This window comes from Streptomyces canus (assembly GCF_030815415.1).
GTDB lineage: Bacteria > Actinomycetota > Actinomycetes > Streptomycetales > Streptomycetaceae > Streptomyces > Streptomyces canus_F.
In genome coordinates this window covers 442,443-461,975 of the sequence record NZ_JAUSWW010000001.1, presented here as the reverse complement: position 1 = coordinate 461,975, position 19,533 = coordinate 442,443, and the positions used below count along the sequence as shown (strand labels likewise).

The following is a 19,533-nucleotide window of genomic DNA, read 5'->3' as shown; positions in this document are numbered from 1 at the left end:
AATGTCACGTGTGGTGCGGGAGGATGACGTCGATGATCTCTTGTACGCGCTGTGTGAGATCTTCACGGTTGTGCTGGACCCAGGAGATGTGCTGGCTGCCGAAGAACGCGGCGACGACGACCCGGGCCATGGAGGTGATGTCGGTGGTGGTCCGAAGCGTGCCCTCGTCCTGGGCCTGTGCGAGTAGTTCGGTGATGAGCTGGGTGAACTCGCTGAACGGCGTAGGCATGTCGGCGTTGACGAGGTTCCGCTCGATCTGCAGCCGGGCGCCGGCCTGCATCACCGGGTTGTCCCGCAGGGCGATGGCGGTCTGCAGAAGGAGCTCGGCGACCGCGTCGAGCGGCGGGAGTTGCCTGGCCGTGACCGCTTCGCCGATGGCGGGCAGCTGTGTGTAGAACTCCTCGGTGACCGCGACGGCCACGGCCTCTTTGTTCAAGAAGTGGAAGTAGACGGCCCCCTTGGTCACCTCGGCGAGGTCGGCGATGTCCTGGAGCGTGACGGCGGGGAATCCCTTTTCGGCGAAGGCAGTGGAGGCGGCGTTGAGGAGCTGCCTGCGGGTTTGGCTGGCCCGTTCCTGCTTGAGTTCCCGAGGGGAGGCCTTGGTGCCGGCGGCTGTCCGGAGCTGCTTGCTCATGATTCCTCTTCCGTACCCTTCGGCGGTGCCTGGTGCGCATGCCCCGCACGACTTGGTTCCCTTGCAAGATACCTCTGCGAAGGTATATTTTCACATCGCGCCACCACGGTATTCCCGAACCCACATGGGGGAGAGACCATGGACCAGTTGTACGAACTGTCGACCAGGGTCCCAGGCGAACCGGGCACGGCAGTAGCGGATGCCTCTCTGAAGTTTCTTCAACCCGTCTCCCGGCAACTGGTCCATCGGGCCGCGGTCGCGGAGGTCTTCATCACAGACGCCATGCAAGTGGGCAAGGACCGGTTCCTCGTGGGAGCCCAGTGGCCTCGGGACCACGCGCTGTACTACCCCGACGATCAGGGTGTGTCCGATCCGCTGCTGCTGACCGAGACCGTGCGCCAGGCCTTGGTCTATCTGGCGCACGAGTACTGCGGGATCCCGCTGGGGCACCGTTTCGTGGGCAGCGACACCCACTTCGAGATCACCGACCACGAGGCCCTTGTGGTGGGCGACACTCCGTTGCACGTCACTCTGGACGTGCAGTGGTCGTGGGTGGCGCACAGGCCGCCGCGGCACTTCGGCATGCAGGTGGACGCAGTGGTGTCCGTGGCCGGGCGTGACTGCGCCCGGGCCGGGCTGAGTGTCTACGCCGTCGACGAGCGGCTCTACCGGCGGTTGCGCTGGCGGGGGACGGAGGAGCAGGGCCGTGACAAGGCCGCCCGCGTCGGGCACGGCGCCGCAACTCGCCTGCCGGCGGCCGATGTCGGGCGCCTGCGGGCCAAGGACAGTGTGCTGGGCCGCACGGAGGCGGGGGAGTGGCGGCTGCTGGTCGATCTGCATCACGCCGTGCTCTTCGATCACCCCGGAGACCACATACCGCTGATGGTCACCCTGGAAGGCGCCCGTCAGCTGGGCCACCGCCTGTTCCACCGCCGGGATGCTCCCGCGGGAGCGGTGCTGCGCGCCGTCCGGATGGACTGCCCCGCCTTCGCCGACCTCGACGAACCGGTGCGGCTGTGTGCCGACTTGCAGCCGCCGGTGCCCGCGTCGGACGTCACGAGACTGCGCATCACGGCCGCACAGGGGGAGACCACCGTCGCCACGGTCGCCATGGAGTGGCTGCCCCGAGGCCTGCTCGCAGCGTCCGAGAAGGCCGCCTTCTCCCGTTCCGCGATCGGTTCCGGCGCGGGGGTGTAGCGATGAGCACAGGCCGGCGGGCCTGTCTCGACCGAGGCCGCGGTCTTCGATGTGCAGGGGAGTCAACGGCTCACCACGCCCTGGCAGTTGGGCGGACCGCGGTGGCCGGCTGACGTCCGAATGTGAAGCGTCATCGATCAGGAGGGCGGACTTCGCGGGCGCCTGTGTCCGGCGCGTCAGGAAGTGCGCCAACGCGTACGTGCGCCGGGAGCGTTCCTGCTCTCGCGGCATCCGCACCTCCAAGTAAGAAACCGTTGAGAAAGTATTTTTACCAGCCCTCGTCCGGCTCGACAAGGAGCTCAATCATGCTCGATCATGCTGAGCCGCAAGAAAAGCAGCGATCCGGCCTTTCCCTGCCGGAACGAACGGGCGGCACCCTCTGCGAGGACGCCGTACTGCGGGCCGCCCGGGCAGCAGGGCGGGCCGCCTCGGCGGCGGACCGGGACAGGAGGCTGGCTCCTGCGGTCGTGACCGCGCTCAAAGAGGCCGGTTTCGCACGTCACTTCGTGCCCCGCCGATGGGGCGGCAGGGAAGGCGGCTTCGCCGACCTGATCACCGCCACGGCGCTGGTCGCCGGACAGTGCCCCTCGGCCGCATGGTGCGGCATGCTCTGGGCCGCGCACGGGCGGTACGCCGCCAGGCTGCCCGAAGAAGGGCAACGGGAGATGTGGGGGAGGGGCCCCGACACGCTGATCGCCGCGGCCTTGGCCCCGCCCGCCGGAACGGCCCGACCGGTACCGGGCGGCTGGCTGCTGGACGGCCGGTGGGACTGTGTCAGCGGCGTGGACTTCTCCCACTGGGTCCTGCTCGCGGCCCCGGTCGACGACATCCCCGTCGCGGCCGGAGTCACCCCCGCCGGTCCCGCGCCAGCCGGGCCGTGGGTCCTGGCGGTGCCGCGCTCCGAGGTGATCGTGCGCGACACCTGGCGCAGCACCGGGCTGCGCGGCACCGGCAGCAACTCCGTCGACGTACGTGGCGTGTTCGTCCCCGACCGGCGTGCCTGCCCGCTGGGCGACATGCTCGCCGCCGTGGTCGTGCCCGGCGCCTCTCCGGCACGCCAGGCGTCCGCGCTGGTGGCCGGCGGCCCGATGCTCTGCGCGCCGGCGCTCGGTGCGGCCCGGCTCGCTCTGCGGTCCTGGACCCGCTGGGCGGCGACCTCGCCCGCCGGGCGCCCGGCGGCCCTGGGCGACGCAGCCGTCCAGCGGGTGCTGGCGCGCTCCGGCGCCGAGATCGACGCCGTGGCCCTGCTGCTGGACCGGGCCGCGGTCGGCGCCGAAGCCGAGCCCACCGCGCCACGCGTCGAGGCGGTCAACCGGCGCGACGCCGCAGTGGCGGCCGAGTTGCTGGTGGAGGCCGTCGAGCGGCTGTTCAGGACGGGCGGTGTCCACGCCCGGGACGACACCAGCGAGGTCCAGCGGGCCTGGCGGGACACGCACACGGTGGCGGCGCACGGCGTCCTGCGGCTGGACGCCTCGGCCGGCGCGTACGCCGCCTGGGGCGAGGGCGAGTGGTCGGCGCCGACGCCGTGGGAGCCGCGGTGAGTCGGCCGGCCCGCCTGGTGTTCTGCGACGTCGACGAGACGCTCATTTCCGTGAAGTCGACGTTCGACTTCCTCGCGTACTACTTCCGCGCCACCCGTGGAACGCGAGGCGCCCGCGTCGCGGCCGACGTCCGACAGGACCTGTCCGAGCGGACGTCCGCCGGCGCTCCCAGGGAAGCCATGAACCGCCTGTACTACCGCAGTTGGGCGGGCGAGCCCGCCGCCCGCGTCGCGGAGCTGGCCCAGGCCTGGTATGCCGAGCGGTTGGGGGTTCCCGGCTTCTACCTGGCCGCTACCCGCCGGGCGCTGGAACTGCACCGCGACGCGGGGGACACCGTGATCCTGGTGTCCGGATCGTTCCCTGCGGTCCTGGCGCCCATCGCCGCCGAAGTGGGGGCAGCCCGCCTGCTGTGCTCGGTCCCCGGGGTGCGTGACGGAGTGCTGACCGGCCACCTCGTGGGCGATCCCTGTATCGGAGAGGCGAAGCGTGCGGCGGTGCGGGACGCGCTGCGGCGTTGTCCGGTCGTGGACCCGGAGCGGTGTTATGCGTACGGGGACCACCTCTCCGATCTGCCGATGCTGGCGGAGGTGGGGCACCCCGTCATCGTGGGCGGCTCGGCGGAACTGACGGCACGGCTGCCGCAGGCGCGGATGCTGCACCCGCACGCCGCGCTCGACGTCCCGGTCCTGCTCTCACCCGGCCCGGTGGCCGGCGTCGTCCCTGTCCGGGACGGCGCCTGACCGGCCGTACAGAGGGTTGTGCGTCCTCGACCGGATCTGCCGGCCTCCACCGGAGCCGCGCGGCCGGCCGGGGTCGGAGCGGCGCTTCAGCGTTCTTGCGGGACGGCGTCGGCCCATCCGTCCTTCGGTGGCCCGGACACGGCCGCCCACAGGTCGTCGAACCGCCGCGCGGCGTCGGCGTCGTCACGCGGCACGGGATGAGGAACCCCGAAGAAGACCGACACCAGCAGGCGGGCCACGGCCTCCGGGGGGTATCCGCCGCTGTTCCCGTCACCGGCCTGCGCCTCCTCGACGGCGCGGGTCAGCGACAGGCAGATCCGCTGCACCAGCCCGAGGTCGTGCCGGTCCAGATGAGGGCTCTCCACGGCGAGCCGCAGCGCGGACCGGGCCCGCGTGTCCTGGCGCAGATGTCGGGCGAGGTCGAGCACGGTCTCCCGCAATGTGCACACCGCCGCCGCGTCCGGCTCGCCGGCCCGTTGCGCGCGCGTGCTCAGCTCGCCTCCGGCCTCCTCGATCAACGCCGCCGCGAGCTCCTCCTTCGAGGAGAAATGCCCGTACAGCGCGCCCTTGGTCATATCGGTGCGCTGGATCACGTCGAGCAGTGTCGTGCCCAGGTAGCCGTGCGCCGCGAACTCCTGCGCCGCGGCGTCGAGCACCTGCTCCCGGGTGCGGACCGCACGCTCCTGAGTCACACGGATCCCCCCTTCCAGGGAAGAAACCTTTGTGAAGGTATGTTTTGAGGGGAACGAACCCCGATGTCGACCGCGTACACATGATTTTATCCACGCACGACCGGAGCAAGAGGCGATATCCCGCCACCCTCGCGCTCCGGGAAGACATGGACATGGGTGTGAGGGCCGAGACCCGTCGCCGGGCCGACCGGGCCCGGGCGACAAGGGTGCGGCCGGTGCCCTAGAGCAGGCCCAGGAGCCGTAGGTCCGCCACGTACTTCTCGATCAGCGGCCGGGACAGGTGCGGGATGTCCTGCTCGGTGCCGATACCGACGGCGCGCACCGCTGCGCGGAACCGGTCGGCGGGCAGCGCCGACGTCGCACGAGGGACGAGCGGTTCCCGCCAGGCGGCTATCAGCGGCAGCAGGGAGTACGGGCGCTGCGCCAAGGGCAGAGACTGCAGCGCGGACTCGAACTGCTCGCGCCACTGCCGGTGGCCGCCGACCCGGCGGACGTTGATTCCGCTGTCGGCCAGCCAGTCGACCACGGTGTCGAGCGAGATTCCGTCGTCGTGCGGGTTGACCACGTTGAACGTCCGGTATCCGTCGGTGCGGAAGCCCAGGGCGGCCACCGCGGCGGCGACGAAGTCCCCCGGCAGCCCGTCGTAGTGCGCCCGCGGGCGCCGGCCGTCCTGCGCGCCGTCGTAGAACGACTCGGGCGCGGTCCCCGTGGCGATCAGGCTCAGCAGCAGGCGGGTGAAGGTGTCGGGCACATTGAGCTGCCCGGCGTACCGGGCGTGCGCCAGGATCATGCCGGAGCGGAACACGGTCACTGGCAGCCCGCACAGGTCGTGGGCCTCGCGCAGCAGCACCTCGCCCGCCCACTTGCTGGTGGCGTAGCCGCCCGCGTGCCGGTCGTCGAGCGCACGTGCCGGGCTGTCGTCCCTGATGTCGCTGTCCTCATCTGCCGTGGCCGCGCCGTGGGCGGCCACGGCCACACTGGACACGAACACGACCGGCTTCAGCCGGGTGGTCAGGGCGGCGTGGACGACCTCGGCGGTGCCGACCACGTTGGGCTCGAACAACTGCCGGTAGGGCAGCACGTGGTTGACCAGTGCCGCGGGGTGCACGATGAGGTCCACCGTCGCGGTCAGGTGCTGCCAGTCCTGCTTGCCAAGGCCCAGGTGCGGCGCGCCGATGTCGCCGGCCAGCACACGCAGCGCGCCGCCCGCCGTCAGTTCGGCGAAGCGGGTCTTGAGCGCGGTGTCCCCGCTGTCCAGGGACTCCTCCAGGCGTAGGCGGGCGGCGCTGTCGTCGGCGGCGCGCACCAGGCAGACCAGAGTGCCGCCCACCGGGGCCAGCCGCTGCAGCCACTCCAGGCACAGCAGGCGGCCGAGGTAGCCGTTGGCCCCGGTGAGCAGCACCGTGCGCGGTTCGCCGACCGGTTGGGGCAGTTCCGTGCTCGCGGTGAGGGTCGCGGCGTCGATGAACTTGTCCAAAGTGAGGTCCCCGGCCCGTACCGAGGCGGTGTGCTCGCCGTGGACGGCGGCGAAGGTGGCCCGCCGGGCCGCGGCGGCGCCGCACAGTCGCTCCACATGGGCGGTGATCTCGCCGAGGGTGTTGGCCGGTCCCAGGACGGTTCCGACCGAGACCTCGATGCCGAAGATCTCCCGCAGCAGGTTCGCGAACGACAGTGCCGACAGTGAGTCCCCGCCCAGATCGGTGAAGCGCTGTTCCGGGCCCGGCTCGATGTCGAGCCCGGGCAGCAGCGCCTGCGCGGCGCGGGCGACCCTCTCGGCCACCGGGCGGTCGTGGTCCTGCCACACCGCGCGCAGCTCCGCGGCCTGGCCCTCGGCGAGTTCGGCGTAGCGCTGTTCCAGCCGTTCGCCGTACCGCTCCTTCAGCCGCGGGCGCAGCTGCTTGGTCGAGTCGGTCAGCAGACCGTTGTCCTGGCTGAACGGCACGGGCTCGACGATCAGATCGCGCGGGACCTCGTACGGCGCCAGGCCGGCCTGCGTGGCGACGCTCTGCAGCGACCTGCTGACCGCCGCCTTCAGCGCCGCCTCGTCGCCGGACTGCGCGATCGCCTCGGGGGTGGGCACCACCACGGCGAGCAGGTAGGAACGGGAGCTGTTGCCGTACACGAAGATCTGCCGCACCAGCGGGCTGGCGACGAGCGCCGCCTCCACCTTGGACAGGGCGACGAACTCGCCCTGGGAGAGCTTGAGGACGTTCTTGCGGCGGTCGAGGTAGATCAGTTCGCCGGGTGCGGTCTCGGCCATGATGTCGCCGGTGCGGTAGTAGCCGTCCTGGTCGAACACCTCGGCGGTGTCCTGGGCGCGCCGGTAGTAACCGGGGGTGATGAGCGCGGTTCTGACCAGCAGTTCGCCGCGCGGGTAGGGGGAGTCGGCGGTGGAGTACCCCAGTTCGGGCACGTCCACGAGTTTGTAGTCCACGACCGGGGGGCTCTGCACACGGTGGTCCAGCATGACCAGCCCGGTCTCCGTCGTGCCGTAGCTGTCCAGGAGGGGGACGTCGAGGGCGTTGCGGAGGAACGCGGCCAGTTCCGGGGCGAGCGGCGCGGATCCGCAGGGAGCGTGGATGACACGCCCTCCCAGCACGTGGTCGCGCAGGTGCGCGATCACCTCGGCGTGGTCGGTGTCGCGCAGCTCGCCGCGCGCCGCGCGCTGGTTGAGCTGGGCGTGGTAGCTCTCGAAGAGCAGCTCGCAGACCCGCGGCACCATGGCGATCTCGGTCGGCCGGATCAGCGCCAGGTCGTCCAGGAGGGTGGACAGGTCGCTGTCGGCCACGAAGTGCGCGGTGCCGCCGGTGGCCAGCGTCTTGATCACCAGCCTCCTGGCGACCAGGTGGCTCTGCGGTAGGAAGTTGGCCGTGATCAACGGGTATTGGTTTTCGGGCCCCGCGGGCGGGCGCCACATGAGGGACACCGTCGACTCCGGGAACATCACGCCCTTGGGCGTGCCGGTGCTGCCGGAGGTGTAGATCAAGGCCGACAGCGCGCCGTCGGCGCTGCTGTCCGGCGGCAGTTCGGGCACCGGCGGCAGCGAGTCGGTGCGGCCGACGACGTCGGACAGCAGCTCCAGCGACATCGGTGCACCCGTCGAGGCCAGCAGCCGGGCGGCGGCCGCCAGCGCCTCGCGGTGCTCGGGGAGTTCGGGGTGGTGGTCGAAGACGAGGATCCGGTGCACGCAGGTCTGCCCGGCCAGCGCGTCGAGCACAGTCGCCAGCCGGTCGGTGCTCGTGGCGAAGACACGCGGGGCGGCCTCCGTCACCAGGTGGCGGATGTGGTCGACCGAGGCGTTGGTGTGCAGGGGCACGGCGACCGCCCCGACCTGGCCGCACGCCAGATCGACCGTGGTGTAGTCGGTGCCGGCGAAGCCCAGGATCGCGACGAAGTCGCCTTCGCGCAGCGGGTGTTGCGGGTGGTGGTACCAGTCGGCGGCGACCGCGCTCAGCCGCGACCACAGCTCGCCGTACGAGACGGTCTTGAACCGGGGCAGCAGCCGGACGCTGACGCGGCCGTCCGCGTTGACGTACTGCCTGGCCCGCTCGCCGAGCGCGGGCCGGTCGGCGTAGGCCGCAAGGGTCCGCCTGACGATCTCGGACAGGCGCGGCCCGCGTCCGGCGGTCTCCGCGAAGACGCCGGCCGCAGGCATGCTGTCGGCGAGCTCCGGCTCGGCCCGGAACAACTCGGCAATACGCTGCTTCCGGCTTTTGCTCACGGAAGCGCGCGTGGTGGCGCCCGGTGAATCATTAACCATGACCACGCCTTTCTGTGACCGCGAATTCTTTCCGGCACATGAACCCGGCCTAAGGCCGAAGGAGGCTGCCGCGGGCCGGGCCGGCGCATTGGAGCGGAGAACGCCGGTGCCCCAGGCGAGGTCAGGCTACTGCGCGGAAGGAAATGGGCGCCAGGGGCGGCGGGGGAGGGCAGGGAATTGTGCCTGCGACTCTGATATGCATTCCGCTTGCGGGAGGGGTGCGCGGATTTGCACGGGAATTCCGCGCCCGGCATCCGGCATCCGGCATCCGGCATCCGGCACCGCGTGGTCGCGTCACCGCACCGCGGGCCGCCCGGACTGCGCTCCGTCCGGCGACCGTGGTCGGGGAGGGGAACCTGCCGACGAAGAGGTCCCCTCCACGGCGGCCCTCCGTCCTCTTTGTCCCCGAGCGGGTGTGGTCCCCGGGGCGGCCCGAGTCCGCGGTCATCGGTGTGCAACCGGGGAAGTCCCCGGTTGCACACGGCACTGGGCGCTCCAGCACGCTTGCAAAAAAATACCTTGGCGGAGGTATTCTTATCGTGGGTCCGTCGGAGCGTGCACAGACTCCGCGGCCCCTGACCGGCAGCGGCAGGTGTGGCTGAGGAGTGGTCGAACGTGGCGGACAGCAAAGCAGTGCTCCAACGACGGGACGCGCGCGTGCACCCACCGGATCGTGTGGACGCCGAGGCGCGATACGCCGGATCGGACACCGGTACGGACACGGAATGGATTCCGATCGCGGCGCTGGACCTGTCCCACTCGCCGCGCTCCGCGGGGGAGAACGGCGAGCACATACGGGTCCTGGCGGAATCGCAGGCCGACCTGCCGCCCATCGTCGTGCAGCGAGGCACCCACCGGGTCATCGACGGTGCGCACCGGGTCCGCGCAGCCCAGTTACGAGGTGAAGAGACGATCCGGGCGCACTGGTTCGACGGCGACGACGCGAGCGCCTTCGTCCTGGCAGTGCGGCTGAACGTGCGGCACGGACTGCCGTTGTCGCTGGCCGACCGCAAGGCGGCCGGCACCCGCATCCTGTGCGAGCAGGAGGGCTGGTCCAACCGCGCCATAGCGTCGTCCGTCGGGCTCTCGCCCAAGACGATCGCTGCCCTGCGTGAGGCGATCGGGCGGCCCGGCGGGCAGACCAGGCTCGGCAGGGACGGCCGCGTCCGACCGGTCAGCACCGCCGCCGGGCGCGAGCGCGCCAAGGAGATGCTCCGGCGCGAACCCACCTCCTCCCTGCGGGCGGTGAGCGCGGTCGCAGGCGTGTCCCCGGGCACCGTCCGCGACGTGCGCGACCAGCTCCACCGGGAGAGCCGGGCAGTGATCCCCGACCAGCGGCGCGTCCCGCCCGCGCGCAGGGCGGAGGCGCCGCGTGCGCAGGGCGCGCCCTCGGGGTCGGGCAAGCTCGACCGGTCCACCGCGCTGCTGCGTTCCCTGCGTACCGACCCCTCCTTGCGTTTCAACCAGTCCGGCCGCCTGCTGCTCAGCATCCTCGCGGTGGCTGCCATCGACCCGCAGGCGCAGGAGGGACTCGTCCTTGACCTGCCCGACCACTGCCTCGACTTCGTCGCGGAACTCGCCCAGGCGAGCGTGCAGGCGTGGCAGGACCTTGCCACACGCCTGTCGCAGCGCCGGGCGGCGCCGCCCGGGCAGAGCCAGTCCACGGTAAACACCGAAAGGCGAGAAAATCGCGAGGCTTGACGGTCCGGCTAATTCTTTGGTTTGGTCATTGAGGCAACACCGGAAAAACCAAAGAAAAACTTCCACAGAAAGCGCTTCGAATGCGCACCGGACAACTGATCTGGTCATCTGGGTTTGGGACGGGGTGTTGATAAAATGACCGATGCATACGGCTGGACCGGAAAGGACCGTCGCGTTCAGCGAATTGTCCATTCGGCTTCCGGGACGACGTTCCTGGTTCCGCTCGACCACTCGCTGGCCGACGGCCCGGTGGCTTCCGCCGCCGGATTCGCCGGACTCGTCGAGGAGATGGCCGCCAACGAGGTGGACGGGATCATCGTCCACAAGGGGCGCGTCCGGTTCCTGCCGACCGACGCGCTCGGGCGGCTGGCACTGATCGTCCATCTCAACGGCAGTACCCAGCTCGCGCCGGACAAGGACGCGAAGATCCTGGTGGGTGCCGTGGAAGAGGCGGTCGCCCTGGGCGCCGACGGCGTCAGCGTGCACATCAACCTGGGATCCAGCACCGAGGCCGCCCAGCTCACCGACCTCGGCGCGGTCGCCGGCCAGTGCGCCCGCTTCGGCCTGCCGCTGCTCGCGATGGTCTACCCACGCGGCCCCCGCATCACCGACCCGGCCGACCCCGTCCTGCTGGCGCACGCCGCCAACGTCGCGGCGGACCTCGGAGCCGACATCGTGAAGCTGCCGTACACCGGCTCACCACTGACGATGCGCGAGGTCGTCGCGGCCAGCCCGATCCCGGTCGTCACCGCCGGCGGCGGCGTGCTGGAGGACACCGGGAAGTTCCTCGACCTCATCGACAGCACGATGGAGTCCGGCGTGCTCGGCGTCGCCGTCGGACGCAACGTCTTCCAGGCGCCGGACCCCGGCGGCCTGGCCCGCTCGGTGGCCCGCCGCGTCCACGCCGGACCCCGGTCGCTCGCAGCCCTGGCCGCCCTGGGCCAGGAACTGTCCGAGGCAACCGTCTGACCCCTGCCCCGGGCCAACCCGCCCGGCCCCCTCCACCGCACGCCGTGACGACCCGTCACCGACAGCCAGGCGCGACCACGACAGGCAAGCCACCCACAATCAAAGGTGCGAACATGAAATCCGCATGGATCGACCTCCGCGGCACCGCTGCCGAACTCGCCACCGCCATCGTCGAGGAAAGCACCCACATCGGCATCGAGACCGTCGTGCTGGACGACCCCGAACTGGCCGGCAAGGTCCCGCCCAACGTGCAGAAGGCCGCCGTCGTCACCGGCGAGACACCCACCACCCTGATCGACCAGCTCGTCGACGTGGTCGACGTCCTGATCGCAGACCACAGCATCGCCGAGAAGTTCGAAGGCCTGCGCCCCGGCCTGCGCTCCGGCGTCCTGATCAAGGTGCTGGACGAGCAGAGCCTCGACCTCGCCTGCCGGATCGCCAACGAGGCGGAGCTGACCCTCGTCGAGTTCCGCCAGGACCCCAGCAAGATCCCGCTGGAGATCCTGCTGGCCGCCGCCGACAAGGCCAAGGGCTCCATCGTCACCGTCGTCGAGGACGTCGAAGACGCCGCCACCACCCTCGGTGTGCTGGAGCGCGGCTCGGACGCGGTGCTCCTGGCACCCAAGCGCGTCGGCGACGCCACCGAGCTGATGCAGGTCACCCGCGGCGAGGCCGCCTCGCTGGAGATGGAGGAGCTGGAGATCGTCCAGCTCACCCACCTCGGCCTTGGCGACCGGGTCTGCGTCGACACCTGCTCCCACCTGCGGCCCAACGAGGGCATCCTGGTCGGGTCGTACTCCACCGGCCTGGTCCTCGTCAGCAGCGAGACCCACCCGCTGCCGTACATGCCCACCCGCCCGTTCCGGGTGAACGCGGCCGCGCTGTCCTCCTACACGCTGACGCCCGGCAACCGCACCCAGTACCTGTCCGAGCTGCACTGCGGCTCGGAGATCCTCGCCGTCAGCACCGACGGCAGCGTACGCACGGTGGTCGTGGGCCGGATCAAGATGGAGTCCCGCCCGATGCTGCGGATCGAGGCCCGCACCCGCAGCGGCCAGCTCGTGGACATGGTCGGTCAGGACGACTGGCACGTCCGCGCGCTCGGCCCCGGCGGCAGCGTGCACAACTTCACCGAACTGCGCCCCGGCGACGTCATCCTCGGCCACACCATGACCGACCAGCGCCACGTCGGCTACGCGATCCGGGAGTTCCTCCACGAGCAGTAGAGCCCGCGCCGGTCACGTGACCGCCTGCGGGACCCGGCGGTCACCGCGGCGCTCGGGCAACGTCCTCCACGTTCCACGGATTTGAAGGAAGAGAGTGCGTGAGATGGCGCTCATAGTGCAGAAATACGGCGGAACGTCGGTCGCCACACCTGACAAGGTCATCGAAGCTGCACGGCAGATCCGGGCGGCACACGAGGACGGGAACCAGGTCGTCGTGGTCGTGTCCGCCATGGGCGGGGCCACCGACGAGCTGCTCCGGCTGGCATCCGCGGTGACCGCCCGCCCCGACGCACGCGAACTCGACGCCCTGCTGTGCACTGGCGAGGCCGCATCCGCCGGACTGGTCTCCCTGGCGCTCAACCACCAGGGTGTCGCGAGCCGTTCGTTCAGCGGTCCCGAGGCGGGCATCCGCACCGACCACCGGCACGGCCGGGCCGCGATCGTGGCGGTGGACCCGCGCAGGCTCCGAGAGGAGCTCGCCCGCGGCGCCGTCCCCGTCGTCGCCGGCTTCCAGGGGGAGTCCCTGACCACCGGGGCCCGCACCACCCTGGGCCGCGGCGGCTCCGACACCACCGGCGTCGCCCTGGCCGCGGCCCTCGGCGCGGACCACTGCGAGATCGTCACCGACGTCGCCGGCGTCTACACCGCAGACCCCCGCACGGTCACCGGCGCCCGTCGCCACACCGCCCTGCTCTACGAGGAGATGGCCGAACTGGCCGTCAGCGGTGCCAAGGTGCTCGCCTCCGACTCCGTCGACTACGCCCGCACCCACGGCGTCGATCTGAAGGTGCGCTCCAACCGTGCCGCGATCGGTCCGCAGACCTGGGTGGGCGACGGCCGACGCGCCGCCGGGGCGGCCTCGGGGGAGTCCTGGACGCCCGCCCGTCGCCTCCGCCCGATCGCCGGGGTCGCGGGCCGCTCCGGCCTGGTGCGCTGTGTACTGCGGCGGATCACCTCCGACCACGTCCTGCGCCTGCTCGGCGAACTGGTCGCCCGCGAGACCGAGGTCGAGCTGCGTCGCTACGGCAACCTCGGCACCGAGGACGCCGGCGACATCGCGCTCACCCTGCCCGAGGACAGCGTCGAGGAGATGCGGGAACTGCTGGCCGACACCGACCGCGGGATCCGCCTGGACGAGGCGCACTGGACGTCGAACCTGGCCCGGCTCTCCGTCGTCGGCCTGGGCATCGGCCGACGGCCGTACGCACCGCTGCGGCTGCTGGAAGCCCTGCGCTCGGTCGGCGCCGCGCGCACCGACCTGCACGTCACCTCCAACCGGCTCAGCGTGCTGACCGGTCGCAGCGACCTGGCCGCGGCCACCCAGATCGTCCACGACACCTTCCTGTCCGAGCCGGTGACGCCCCTGCTCCACCAGGCGGACCCGGACCACGCCGGCACCGCCTGGCCGCTGGCCGCCGGATGCGGGCAATTCGACGTCGCGGTGCCCGCCCTGGCCGCCGCCGAGTGAGCCCGGCCCCCACACCACGAGGGAGAACACCGATGTCCGTGATCCGACTCGACCCCGGCCGTCCGGACGGCCCGGCCGCCAGGCCAGGGCCGGAGGGCCTTCGATGACCGCCACGCCGACCTTCGACCCCACCTCCAACGAGCAACTGGCCGACCCCTACCCCGTCTACGCGCAGATGCGCGCGCAGTGCCCGGTGCTCCACGACCAGGACCGGGACATCTGGATCCTCACCCGCCACGAGGACGTGGCGCGCGTCGTCCACGACCCCGAGACGTTCTCCTCCGAGAGCGCGGTACGGATCACCGCGGGACCCGAGTCCGACGAGGTCAAGCAGGTCCTGGCCGAAGGCTGGGCGCTGACGCCGAACCTGACCGAGAGCGACGGCGAGGAGCACACCCGCCTGCGCGTGGCGGTCAACCGCGTCTTCACGCCGCGGCGCGTGGCGGCGCTGGAGCCCTTCGTCCGGGACACCGCCGAGGAGCTGATCGCCCGGTTCGCCGCGGACGGCCGGGCCGACATCATCGAGGGCTACGCCTGGCCCCTGCCGCTGATGGTCATGGCGCGGATCCTGGGTGTGCCGCCCCAGGACGTGCCGCTCCTGCGGCAGTGGAGCTCCAATTGGCTGAAGCTGTCCGTCGGCACCGGTGAGCCGACCGAGCGCGTCGAGTGGGCCCGCGACGTCGTCACCATGCAGCACTACGTGATGGGGCGGCTGGAGGACACCGACCGGGCCGGCGAGGACTCGCTCATCTCCTCGCTGGCGCAGTACGGCCTCGAGCACGGGCTCGACGACGTGGAACTGATGCGCATCGTGATGAACCTGATCATCGCCGGGCACGTCACGGTCACCCGCGCCATCGGCAACGGCCTGGTCACCCTGCTGCAAAGCCCCCACCAGCTCGCGGCCCTGCGCGCCGGCGAGGCATCCGCCGAGGAAATGGTCGAGGAGATCCTGCGCTTCGAGTCCCCGGTGCAAGGCCTGTTCCGCACCGTCACACGGGAGACGGAACTCGGCGGCAGGCACCTCGTTCCCGGCGACCGCGTGATGGTCCACTGGGGCTCCGCCAACCGCGACAGCTGCGTCTTCGACCACCCGGACGAGTTCGCCCTCAGCGGCAGGCCCCGCCGACACCAAATGGCCTTCGGCCGCGGCGTCCACGCCTGCCTCGGCGCCTCCCTGGCACGACTGCAGCTGCGCATCGCCATCCCGCTGCTCTTCGACCGGCTCCCCGAACTCCGCCTGGGCCCCGCCGAATCCCGCACCCGCGAACGCCTCGTCATCGCACGCGGATTCGAAGAACTGCACCTCCATTGGAACGTCCCACCCTTGCGAGAGGCCGCATCATGATGGCACCAGCGCTTGACTCGCGACCCGTCGCCGTCCGGCCCCGGCCCGTGTAGGCGGCCGCCATGACCTACGACGTGATCGTGATCGGCGGCGGATCTGCTGGCTGCGTCCTCGCCAACCGGCTCAGCGCCGACCCGCGGCGCTCGGTCCTGCTCCTGGAGGCGGGCCCCGACTTCGCCACCACCGACGACACACCGGCAGACATCAAGGACGCGACCTACGCCCCGTACACCTACGACTGGGGCTACCGCTCTCTTTCGGACGCGTTCGGCAACGAGGTGCCCGTGCCGCGGGGCCGGGTCATCGGCGGCAGCTCCGCCGTCAACGTCTGCGTCGCCATGCGGGCCCGCCCCGCAGACCACGACGCGTGGGCCGCCGCGGCCGACCCCGCCTGGGGCTACGTGCAGATGCTCCCCCTCTACCAGCAGATGGAGCACTACCCATACGGCGAGGAGAAGTACCACGGTCTGGGCGGCCCCTACCGCATGACGCTGGCCGCCCCCGAGGACCTCGGACAGCACGCCGTCGCCGCACAGCAGGCCGGCATGCGCCTCGGGCACCCGGAGGTCGCCGACTTCAACGCGCCCGGCGCGCCGGGCTTCGCCCGCACCCCGCTCAGCGCAGCCGACGGCATCCGGCTGAGCACCGCCATCGGCTACCTCAACCCCGTCCGCGACCGGCCCAACCTCCAGGTGCGCGGCGAGACGCTGGTCGACCGGGTGCTGTTGCTCGGCACCCGGGCCCGGGGCGTACGGCTGGCCACCGGGGAGGAGATCCCCGCCCGGCACGTCGTGCTCAGCGCCGGTGCCTACAACTCGCCCGCCATCGCCCTGCGTTCGGGCATCGGCGACCGCGGCGATCTGACGGCCCTCGGCATCGAGGTGGTGGCCGACCTTCCTGGGGTGGGACGCAACCTCACCGAGCACCCCGCCTACTGGAACGTCCACGCGGCCAAGCCGCCCCAGGCCGAGGCCCGGTCGGTATTCGGCAGCGTCCTCAGCGTCGCCGCCGGGCCGGACGAGCCCGACTTCGACGTGCAGATCCTGCCCTCGGCGGCGGTGCCGGCCGGCAGCCTGCCCGAGCAGTTCGTGCCGCGGACCGAGAACCATCCCACCGGCTGGGACATGGTCTTCTTCGTCTCCTGCGTCCAGCCCCGCTCCCGCGGAAGCGTACGTCTGTCCTCGCGCGATCCCCAGGACGCGCCGACGATCGACCTCGGGCTGTACAGTGCCGCCGCTGACGCCGAGCTAGTCGCCGACGGGGTCCGTCTGGCCCGCCGTCTGGCCCGAACCCGCCCGCTGGCCGACCTGCTGGCCGACGAGCGGGTGCCGGGCCCGGACATCAGTGACCGGGAACTGGCCGACGCCGTGCGCCGCGCGCCGGCGCACTACAACCACGCCAGCGCCACGATGCGCATGGGCCGGCCCGACGATACGAGCGCCGTGGTCGACGCCGACGGCGCCGTGCGCGGCGTCGAGGCACTGACCGTCGCGGATGCCTCGGTGTTCCCGGCGATGCCCCGGGTGGCCACGAACGTTCCCACCATCGTGGTCGCCGAGCGGATCGCCTCGGTGCTGTGCGAACGACTCGCCCCGCGCACCTGAGCCCCATCACCAGCCGAAGCCGGGGATGCCCGGCGCACTATCAGGAGGATTCCGTGTCCACGACCCTCGAAGCCGTACAAGTCCTGCGTACCCGTTGGTCGTCCGAGAACGAGGCCGATCGGTTCACGGTGGACGACCCGGCGACCGGCCGGCCCCTGACCGTCATTCAGGGTGCCGACGCCGACCGGGTGGACCAGGCGGTCAGGACCGCCCACGAGGCCCATCACGCGTGGAAGGCCCGCACCCCGCGCGAGCGGGGCCGCTGGCTGTGGAAGGTCGCCCAGGTGATCCGCGAGCACGCCGACGAGATCGCCGCGCTGGAGTCCAGCGACAACGGCAAGCCGCTCACCCAGGCCCGCCAGTTCGACCTGGAGGGCGCGGTCACCATCTTCGAGATGTTCGCCGGCTTGTGCGAGGCGATGCCCGGCCAGGCCCGCGACGCGGGCAGCATGCTCGATGTCACGGTGCGCGAGCCGTTCGGTGTGGTGGGCGCGATCGTGCCGTTCAACTGGCCCCCGCTGCACACCGCGGGCAAGCTCGCCCCCGCCCTGGCGGCAGGCAACGCCGTGGTCATGAAGCCGCCGGAGCAGGCGCCGCTGTCGGTGCTGCGCATCGCCGAGCTGGTCCAGTCGGTGCTGCCGGACGACGTCGTGCACATTGTGCCCGGCGGCGGCGAGGTCGGCGCCCACCTGGCCGGCCACAAGCTGGTCGGCAAGATCTCCTTCACCGGTGCGCCCACCACGGGCCAGGCCGTGGTCAAGACGGCCGCCGACAACCTGACGCCGACGCTGCTGGAACTCGGCGGCAAGAACGCCCTGATCATCTTCGACGACGCGGATCTGGAGTCCGCTCTGCCCTGGGCAGTCGAGGGCGGCTATTTCAACCAGGGCGAGGCGTGCACCGCCTCCTCAAGGGTCCTGGTCCACGCCGACCTGCACGACGAGGTGGCCCGCCGCCTCGCGTCCGCAGTCGGGCGGTTGAAGGTCGGCGCAGGCTCCGACCCGGGCACCCACGTCGGCCCGCTGGTGAGCCCCGCGCAGCGCCGGCGAGTGCTGGACTACCTGGACATCGGTGTCGGCGAGGGCGCCACCATTGCCGCGCAGGCACCCCTGCCCACCGACCCGGAACTGGCGGATGGCTACTACGTGCCGCCGACCCTGTTGACCGGCGTCACCCCCGACATGCGGATTGCACAGGAGGAGATCTTCGGGCCCGTCGTGTGCCTGATCCCCTTCCACGACGAGGCCGAGGCCGTCCGCATCGCCAACGGCACCGAGTTCGGCCTGGTGGCCGGCGTGTTCACCCGCGACTCCGAGCGCGCCCTGCGGGTCAGCCGCGAGCTGCGGGCCGGCGTCGTCTTCGTCAACCACTACAACCGCGCGTTCACCGGCACACCGTTCGGCGGTGTCGGCGCCAGCGGATACGGCCGTGAACACGCCCTGGAGACGCTGCAGGAGTACAGCTTCAGCCGCAGCCTGCGCCTGCCCTCCGGCCGCGAGGCGATCCCCCGCTGGGCGCCGTCCCTCGACGTCGTCGACGAAGCCTGACCGACCTCCCGACACCCGCAAGGTGGTTGCCTGTGCCTACGACGATGCGCGCGGCGGTCTGCGTTCGGGCGGGCGGTCCCGAGGTCCTGCAGATCCGCGACCTGCCCGTCCCCGAGGTCCGCGACGGCTGGAGCCTGGTACGCGTGCACGGCGCGGGCCTGAACCGCTCCGAGCTGAGAACCCGTCAGGGACACTCTCCGAGCGTCACCTTCCCCCGCGTGCTGGGTATCGAGTGCGTGGGTGTCGTGGCCGACTCCACCGACCCCCTGCTGCCGGTCGGGACGACGGTGGCGGCGGTGATGGGGGAGATGGGCCGACAGTTCGACGGCGGCTACGCGCAGTACGCGCTGCTGCCGAACGCCCTCCTGATGCCGGTGACCACCACCCTTCCGTGGGAGGTCCTGGCCGCGCTGCCCGAGACCTACCTGACCGCGCGCGGCTCCCTGGACGCCCTGGGCATCGCACCCGAGGGCGGCGGACGGCTGCTGATCCGCGGCGGGACCTCCTCGGTGGGGCTGGCGGCGGCGCAGATCGCCACCGCCCACGGCATCGAGACCGCGGCCACCACCCGCAACCGGGGCAAGGCCGACGCTCTGAAGGCGGCCGGCGTCGACCACGTCCTGCTGGACGACGCCCGGCCGCTGGAAGACGCAGTGCACGCGCTGTGGCCCGAGGGCCCGGACCACGTCCTGGACCTCGTGGGGACCAGCACCGTCCTGGACTCGCTGCGCCTGGTGCGCCGCGGCGGGACGGTGTGCGTGGCGGGTTCGCTCAGCGGCTGGCTGATCCCCGACTTCGAACCGATCGCCATGATCCCTACCGGGACCAGGCTCACCGCCTTTCACAGCGACACCCTCAAGGGCAGCACCGGCCAGGGGCTGTTGCAGCGGATCGTCGACGAGGTCGAGGCGGGTGTCTATCGCCCCAACCTCGACCGAGTCTTCGCCCTGGACGACATCGTGGCCGCCCACCGCCGCATGGAGGCCGACCAGGCCACCGGCAAGACGGTCGTGCTGCCCTGGGCCGACGCCACCGGCGGGTGAACCGAGTCATGACGCACCAGTGCGTGAGCAGACATCATTTCCCCAGCGGACCAGGAGCGCAGC

Annotated in this window: 14 protein-coding genes; 11 read left to right on the top strand and 3 right to left on the bottom strand. The window is 71.5% G+C overall.

Annotated elements, in window-relative coordinates:
- Positions 1 to 4 precede the first annotated feature (4 nt).
- Positions 5 to 634: a ScbR family autoregulator-binding transcription factor gene (locus tag QF037_RS02125; RefSeq protein ID WP_307021218.1), complete on the bottom strand. Its 630-nt coding sequence runs from the start codon at positions 632 to 634 to the stop codon at positions 5 to 7.
- Positions 635 to 772: 138 nt separating this feature from the next.
- Here QF037_RS02125 and QF037_RS02120 point away from each other — a divergent pair, with 138 nt between their 5' ends.
- The 3 genes from QF037_RS02120 (at position 773) to QF037_RS02110 (ending at position 4,112) form a co-directional block, all read left to right on the top strand.
- A complete protein-coding gene (locus QF037_RS02120) occupies positions 773 to 1,831 on the top strand; it encodes a ScbA/BarX family gamma-butyrolactone biosynthesis protein (RefSeq protein ID WP_307021216.1) in 1,059 nt (352 codons plus the stop codon).
- Between the two features lie 305 nt (positions 1,832 to 2,136).
- Entirely contained in the window at positions 2,137 to 3,372 is a 1,236-nt protein-coding gene (locus tag QF037_RS02115; protein ID WP_307021213.1) for an acyl-CoA dehydrogenase family protein, read from the top strand.
- Complete coding sequence (locus tag QF037_RS02110; RefSeq protein ID WP_307021211.1) at positions 3,369 to 4,112, top strand: HAD family hydrolase; 744 nt, start codon at positions 3,369 to 3,371, stop codon at positions 4,110 to 4,112. Before QF037_RS02115 ends, QF037_RS02110 begins: the two co-directional genes overlap by 4 nt.
- Positions 4,113 to 4,198: 86 nt before the next feature.
- Here QF037_RS02110 and QF037_RS02105 read toward each other — a convergent pair whose 3' ends face one another.
- Positions 4,199 to 4,804 carry a TetR/AcrR family transcriptional regulator gene (locus QF037_RS02105; RefSeq protein WP_307021208.1) on the bottom strand — a complete coding sequence of 202 codons (606 nt, stop codon included), beginning with the start codon at positions 4,802 to 4,804 and terminating at the stop codon, positions 4,199 to 4,201.
- A 220-nt stretch (positions 4,805 to 5,024) separates the two neighbouring features.
- Positions 5,025 to 8,525, bottom strand: coding sequence for a carboxylic acid reductase (gene car / locus QF037_RS02100; protein WP_307021206.1), 3,501 nt, complete (start codon positions 8,523 to 8,525; stop codon positions 5,025 to 5,027).
- 654 nt (positions 8,526 to 9,179) lie between these two features.
- Here car and QF037_RS02095 point away from each other — a divergent pair.
- From QF037_RS02095 to QF037_RS02060, 8 genes are all read left to right on the top strand, one after another.
- On the top strand, positions 9,180 to 10,265 hold the full coding sequence (locus QF037_RS02095) for a ParB/RepB/Spo0J family partition protein (protein ID WP_307021204.1): 1,086 nt from the start codon (positions 9,180 to 9,182) through the stop codon (positions 10,263 to 10,265).
- Between the two features lie 135 nt (positions 10,266 to 10,400).
- Positions 10,401 to 11,234, top strand: a complete 834-nt coding sequence (locus QF037_RS02090; RefSeq protein WP_307021202.1) for a 2-amino-3,7-dideoxy-D-threo-hept-6-ulosonate synthase — start codon at positions 10,401 to 10,403, stop codon at positions 11,232 to 11,234.
- A 113-nt stretch (positions 11,235 to 11,347) separates the two neighbouring features.
- The gene (locus QF037_RS02085; protein WP_307021200.1) at positions 11,348 to 12,460 is read left to right on the top strand and encodes a 3-dehydroquinate synthase II family protein; all 1,113 of its coding nucleotides are present in this window, start codon (positions 11,348 to 11,350) and stop codon (positions 12,458 to 12,460) included.
- A gap of 103 nt (positions 12,461 to 12,563) precedes the next feature.
- Entirely contained in the window at positions 12,564 to 13,928 is a 1,365-nt protein-coding gene (locus QF037_RS02080) for an aspartate kinase (protein ID WP_307021198.1), read from the top strand.
- A gap of 103 nt (positions 13,929 to 14,031) precedes the next feature.
- Positions 14,032 to 15,276 (top strand): cytochrome P450, encoded by a 1,245-nt coding sequence (locus QF037_RS02075; RefSeq protein ID WP_307021196.1) that lies wholly within the window; start codon positions 14,032 to 14,034, stop codon positions 15,274 to 15,276.
- A 62-nt stretch (positions 15,277 to 15,338) separates the two neighbouring features.
- Positions 15,339 to 16,880 carry a GMC family oxidoreductase gene (locus QF037_RS02070; RefSeq protein WP_307021194.1) on the top strand — a complete coding sequence of 514 codons (1,542 nt, stop codon included), beginning with the start codon at positions 15,339 to 15,341 and terminating at the stop codon, positions 16,878 to 16,880.
- Between the two features lie 53 nt (positions 16,881 to 16,933).
- A complete protein-coding gene (locus QF037_RS02065; RefSeq protein ID WP_307021192.1) occupies positions 16,934 to 18,427 on the top strand; it encodes an aldehyde dehydrogenase family protein in 1,494 nt (497 codons plus the stop codon).
- A gap of 32 nt (positions 18,428 to 18,459) precedes the next feature.
- Positions 18,460 to 19,470: a zinc-binding dehydrogenase gene (locus QF037_RS02060; protein ID WP_307021190.1), complete on the top strand. Its 1,011-nt coding sequence runs from the start codon at positions 18,460 to 18,462 to the stop codon at positions 19,468 to 19,470.
- Positions 19,471 to 19,533 lie beyond the last annotated feature (63 nt).

What these genes read in the sequence shown, in the direction of transcription:
- QF037_RS02125 (WP_307021218.1), bottom strand. Translation starts at nt 634, where the DNA reads ATGAGCAAGCAGCTCCGGACAGCCGCCGGCACCAAGGCCTCCCCTCGG.
- QF037_RS02120 (WP_307021216.1), top strand. Translation starts at nt 773, where the DNA reads ATGGACCAGTTGTACGAACTGTCGACCAGGGTCCCAGGCGAACCGGGC.
- QF037_RS02115 (WP_307021213.1), top strand. Translation starts at nt 2,137, where the DNA reads ATGCTCGATCATGCTGAGCCGCAAGAAAAGCAGCGATCCGGCCTTTCC.
- QF037_RS02090 (WP_307021202.1), top strand. Translation starts at nt 10,401, where the DNA reads ATGACCGATGCATACGGCTGGACCGGAAAGGACCGTCGCGTTCAGCGA.
- QF037_RS02085 (WP_307021200.1), top strand. Translation starts at nt 11,348, where the DNA reads ATGAAATCCGCATGGATCGACCTCCGCGGCACCGCTGCCGAACTCGCC.
- QF037_RS02080 (WP_307021198.1), top strand. Translation starts at nt 12,564, where the DNA reads ATGGCGCTCATAGTGCAGAAATACGGCGGAACGTCGGTCGCCACACCT.
- QF037_RS02075 (WP_307021196.1), top strand. Translation starts at nt 14,032, where the DNA reads ATGACCGCCACGCCGACCTTCGACCCCACCTCCAACGAGCAACTGGCC.
- QF037_RS02070 (WP_307021194.1), top strand. Translation starts at nt 15,339, where the DNA reads ATGACCTACGACGTGATCGTGATCGGCGGCGGATCTGCTGGCTGCGTC.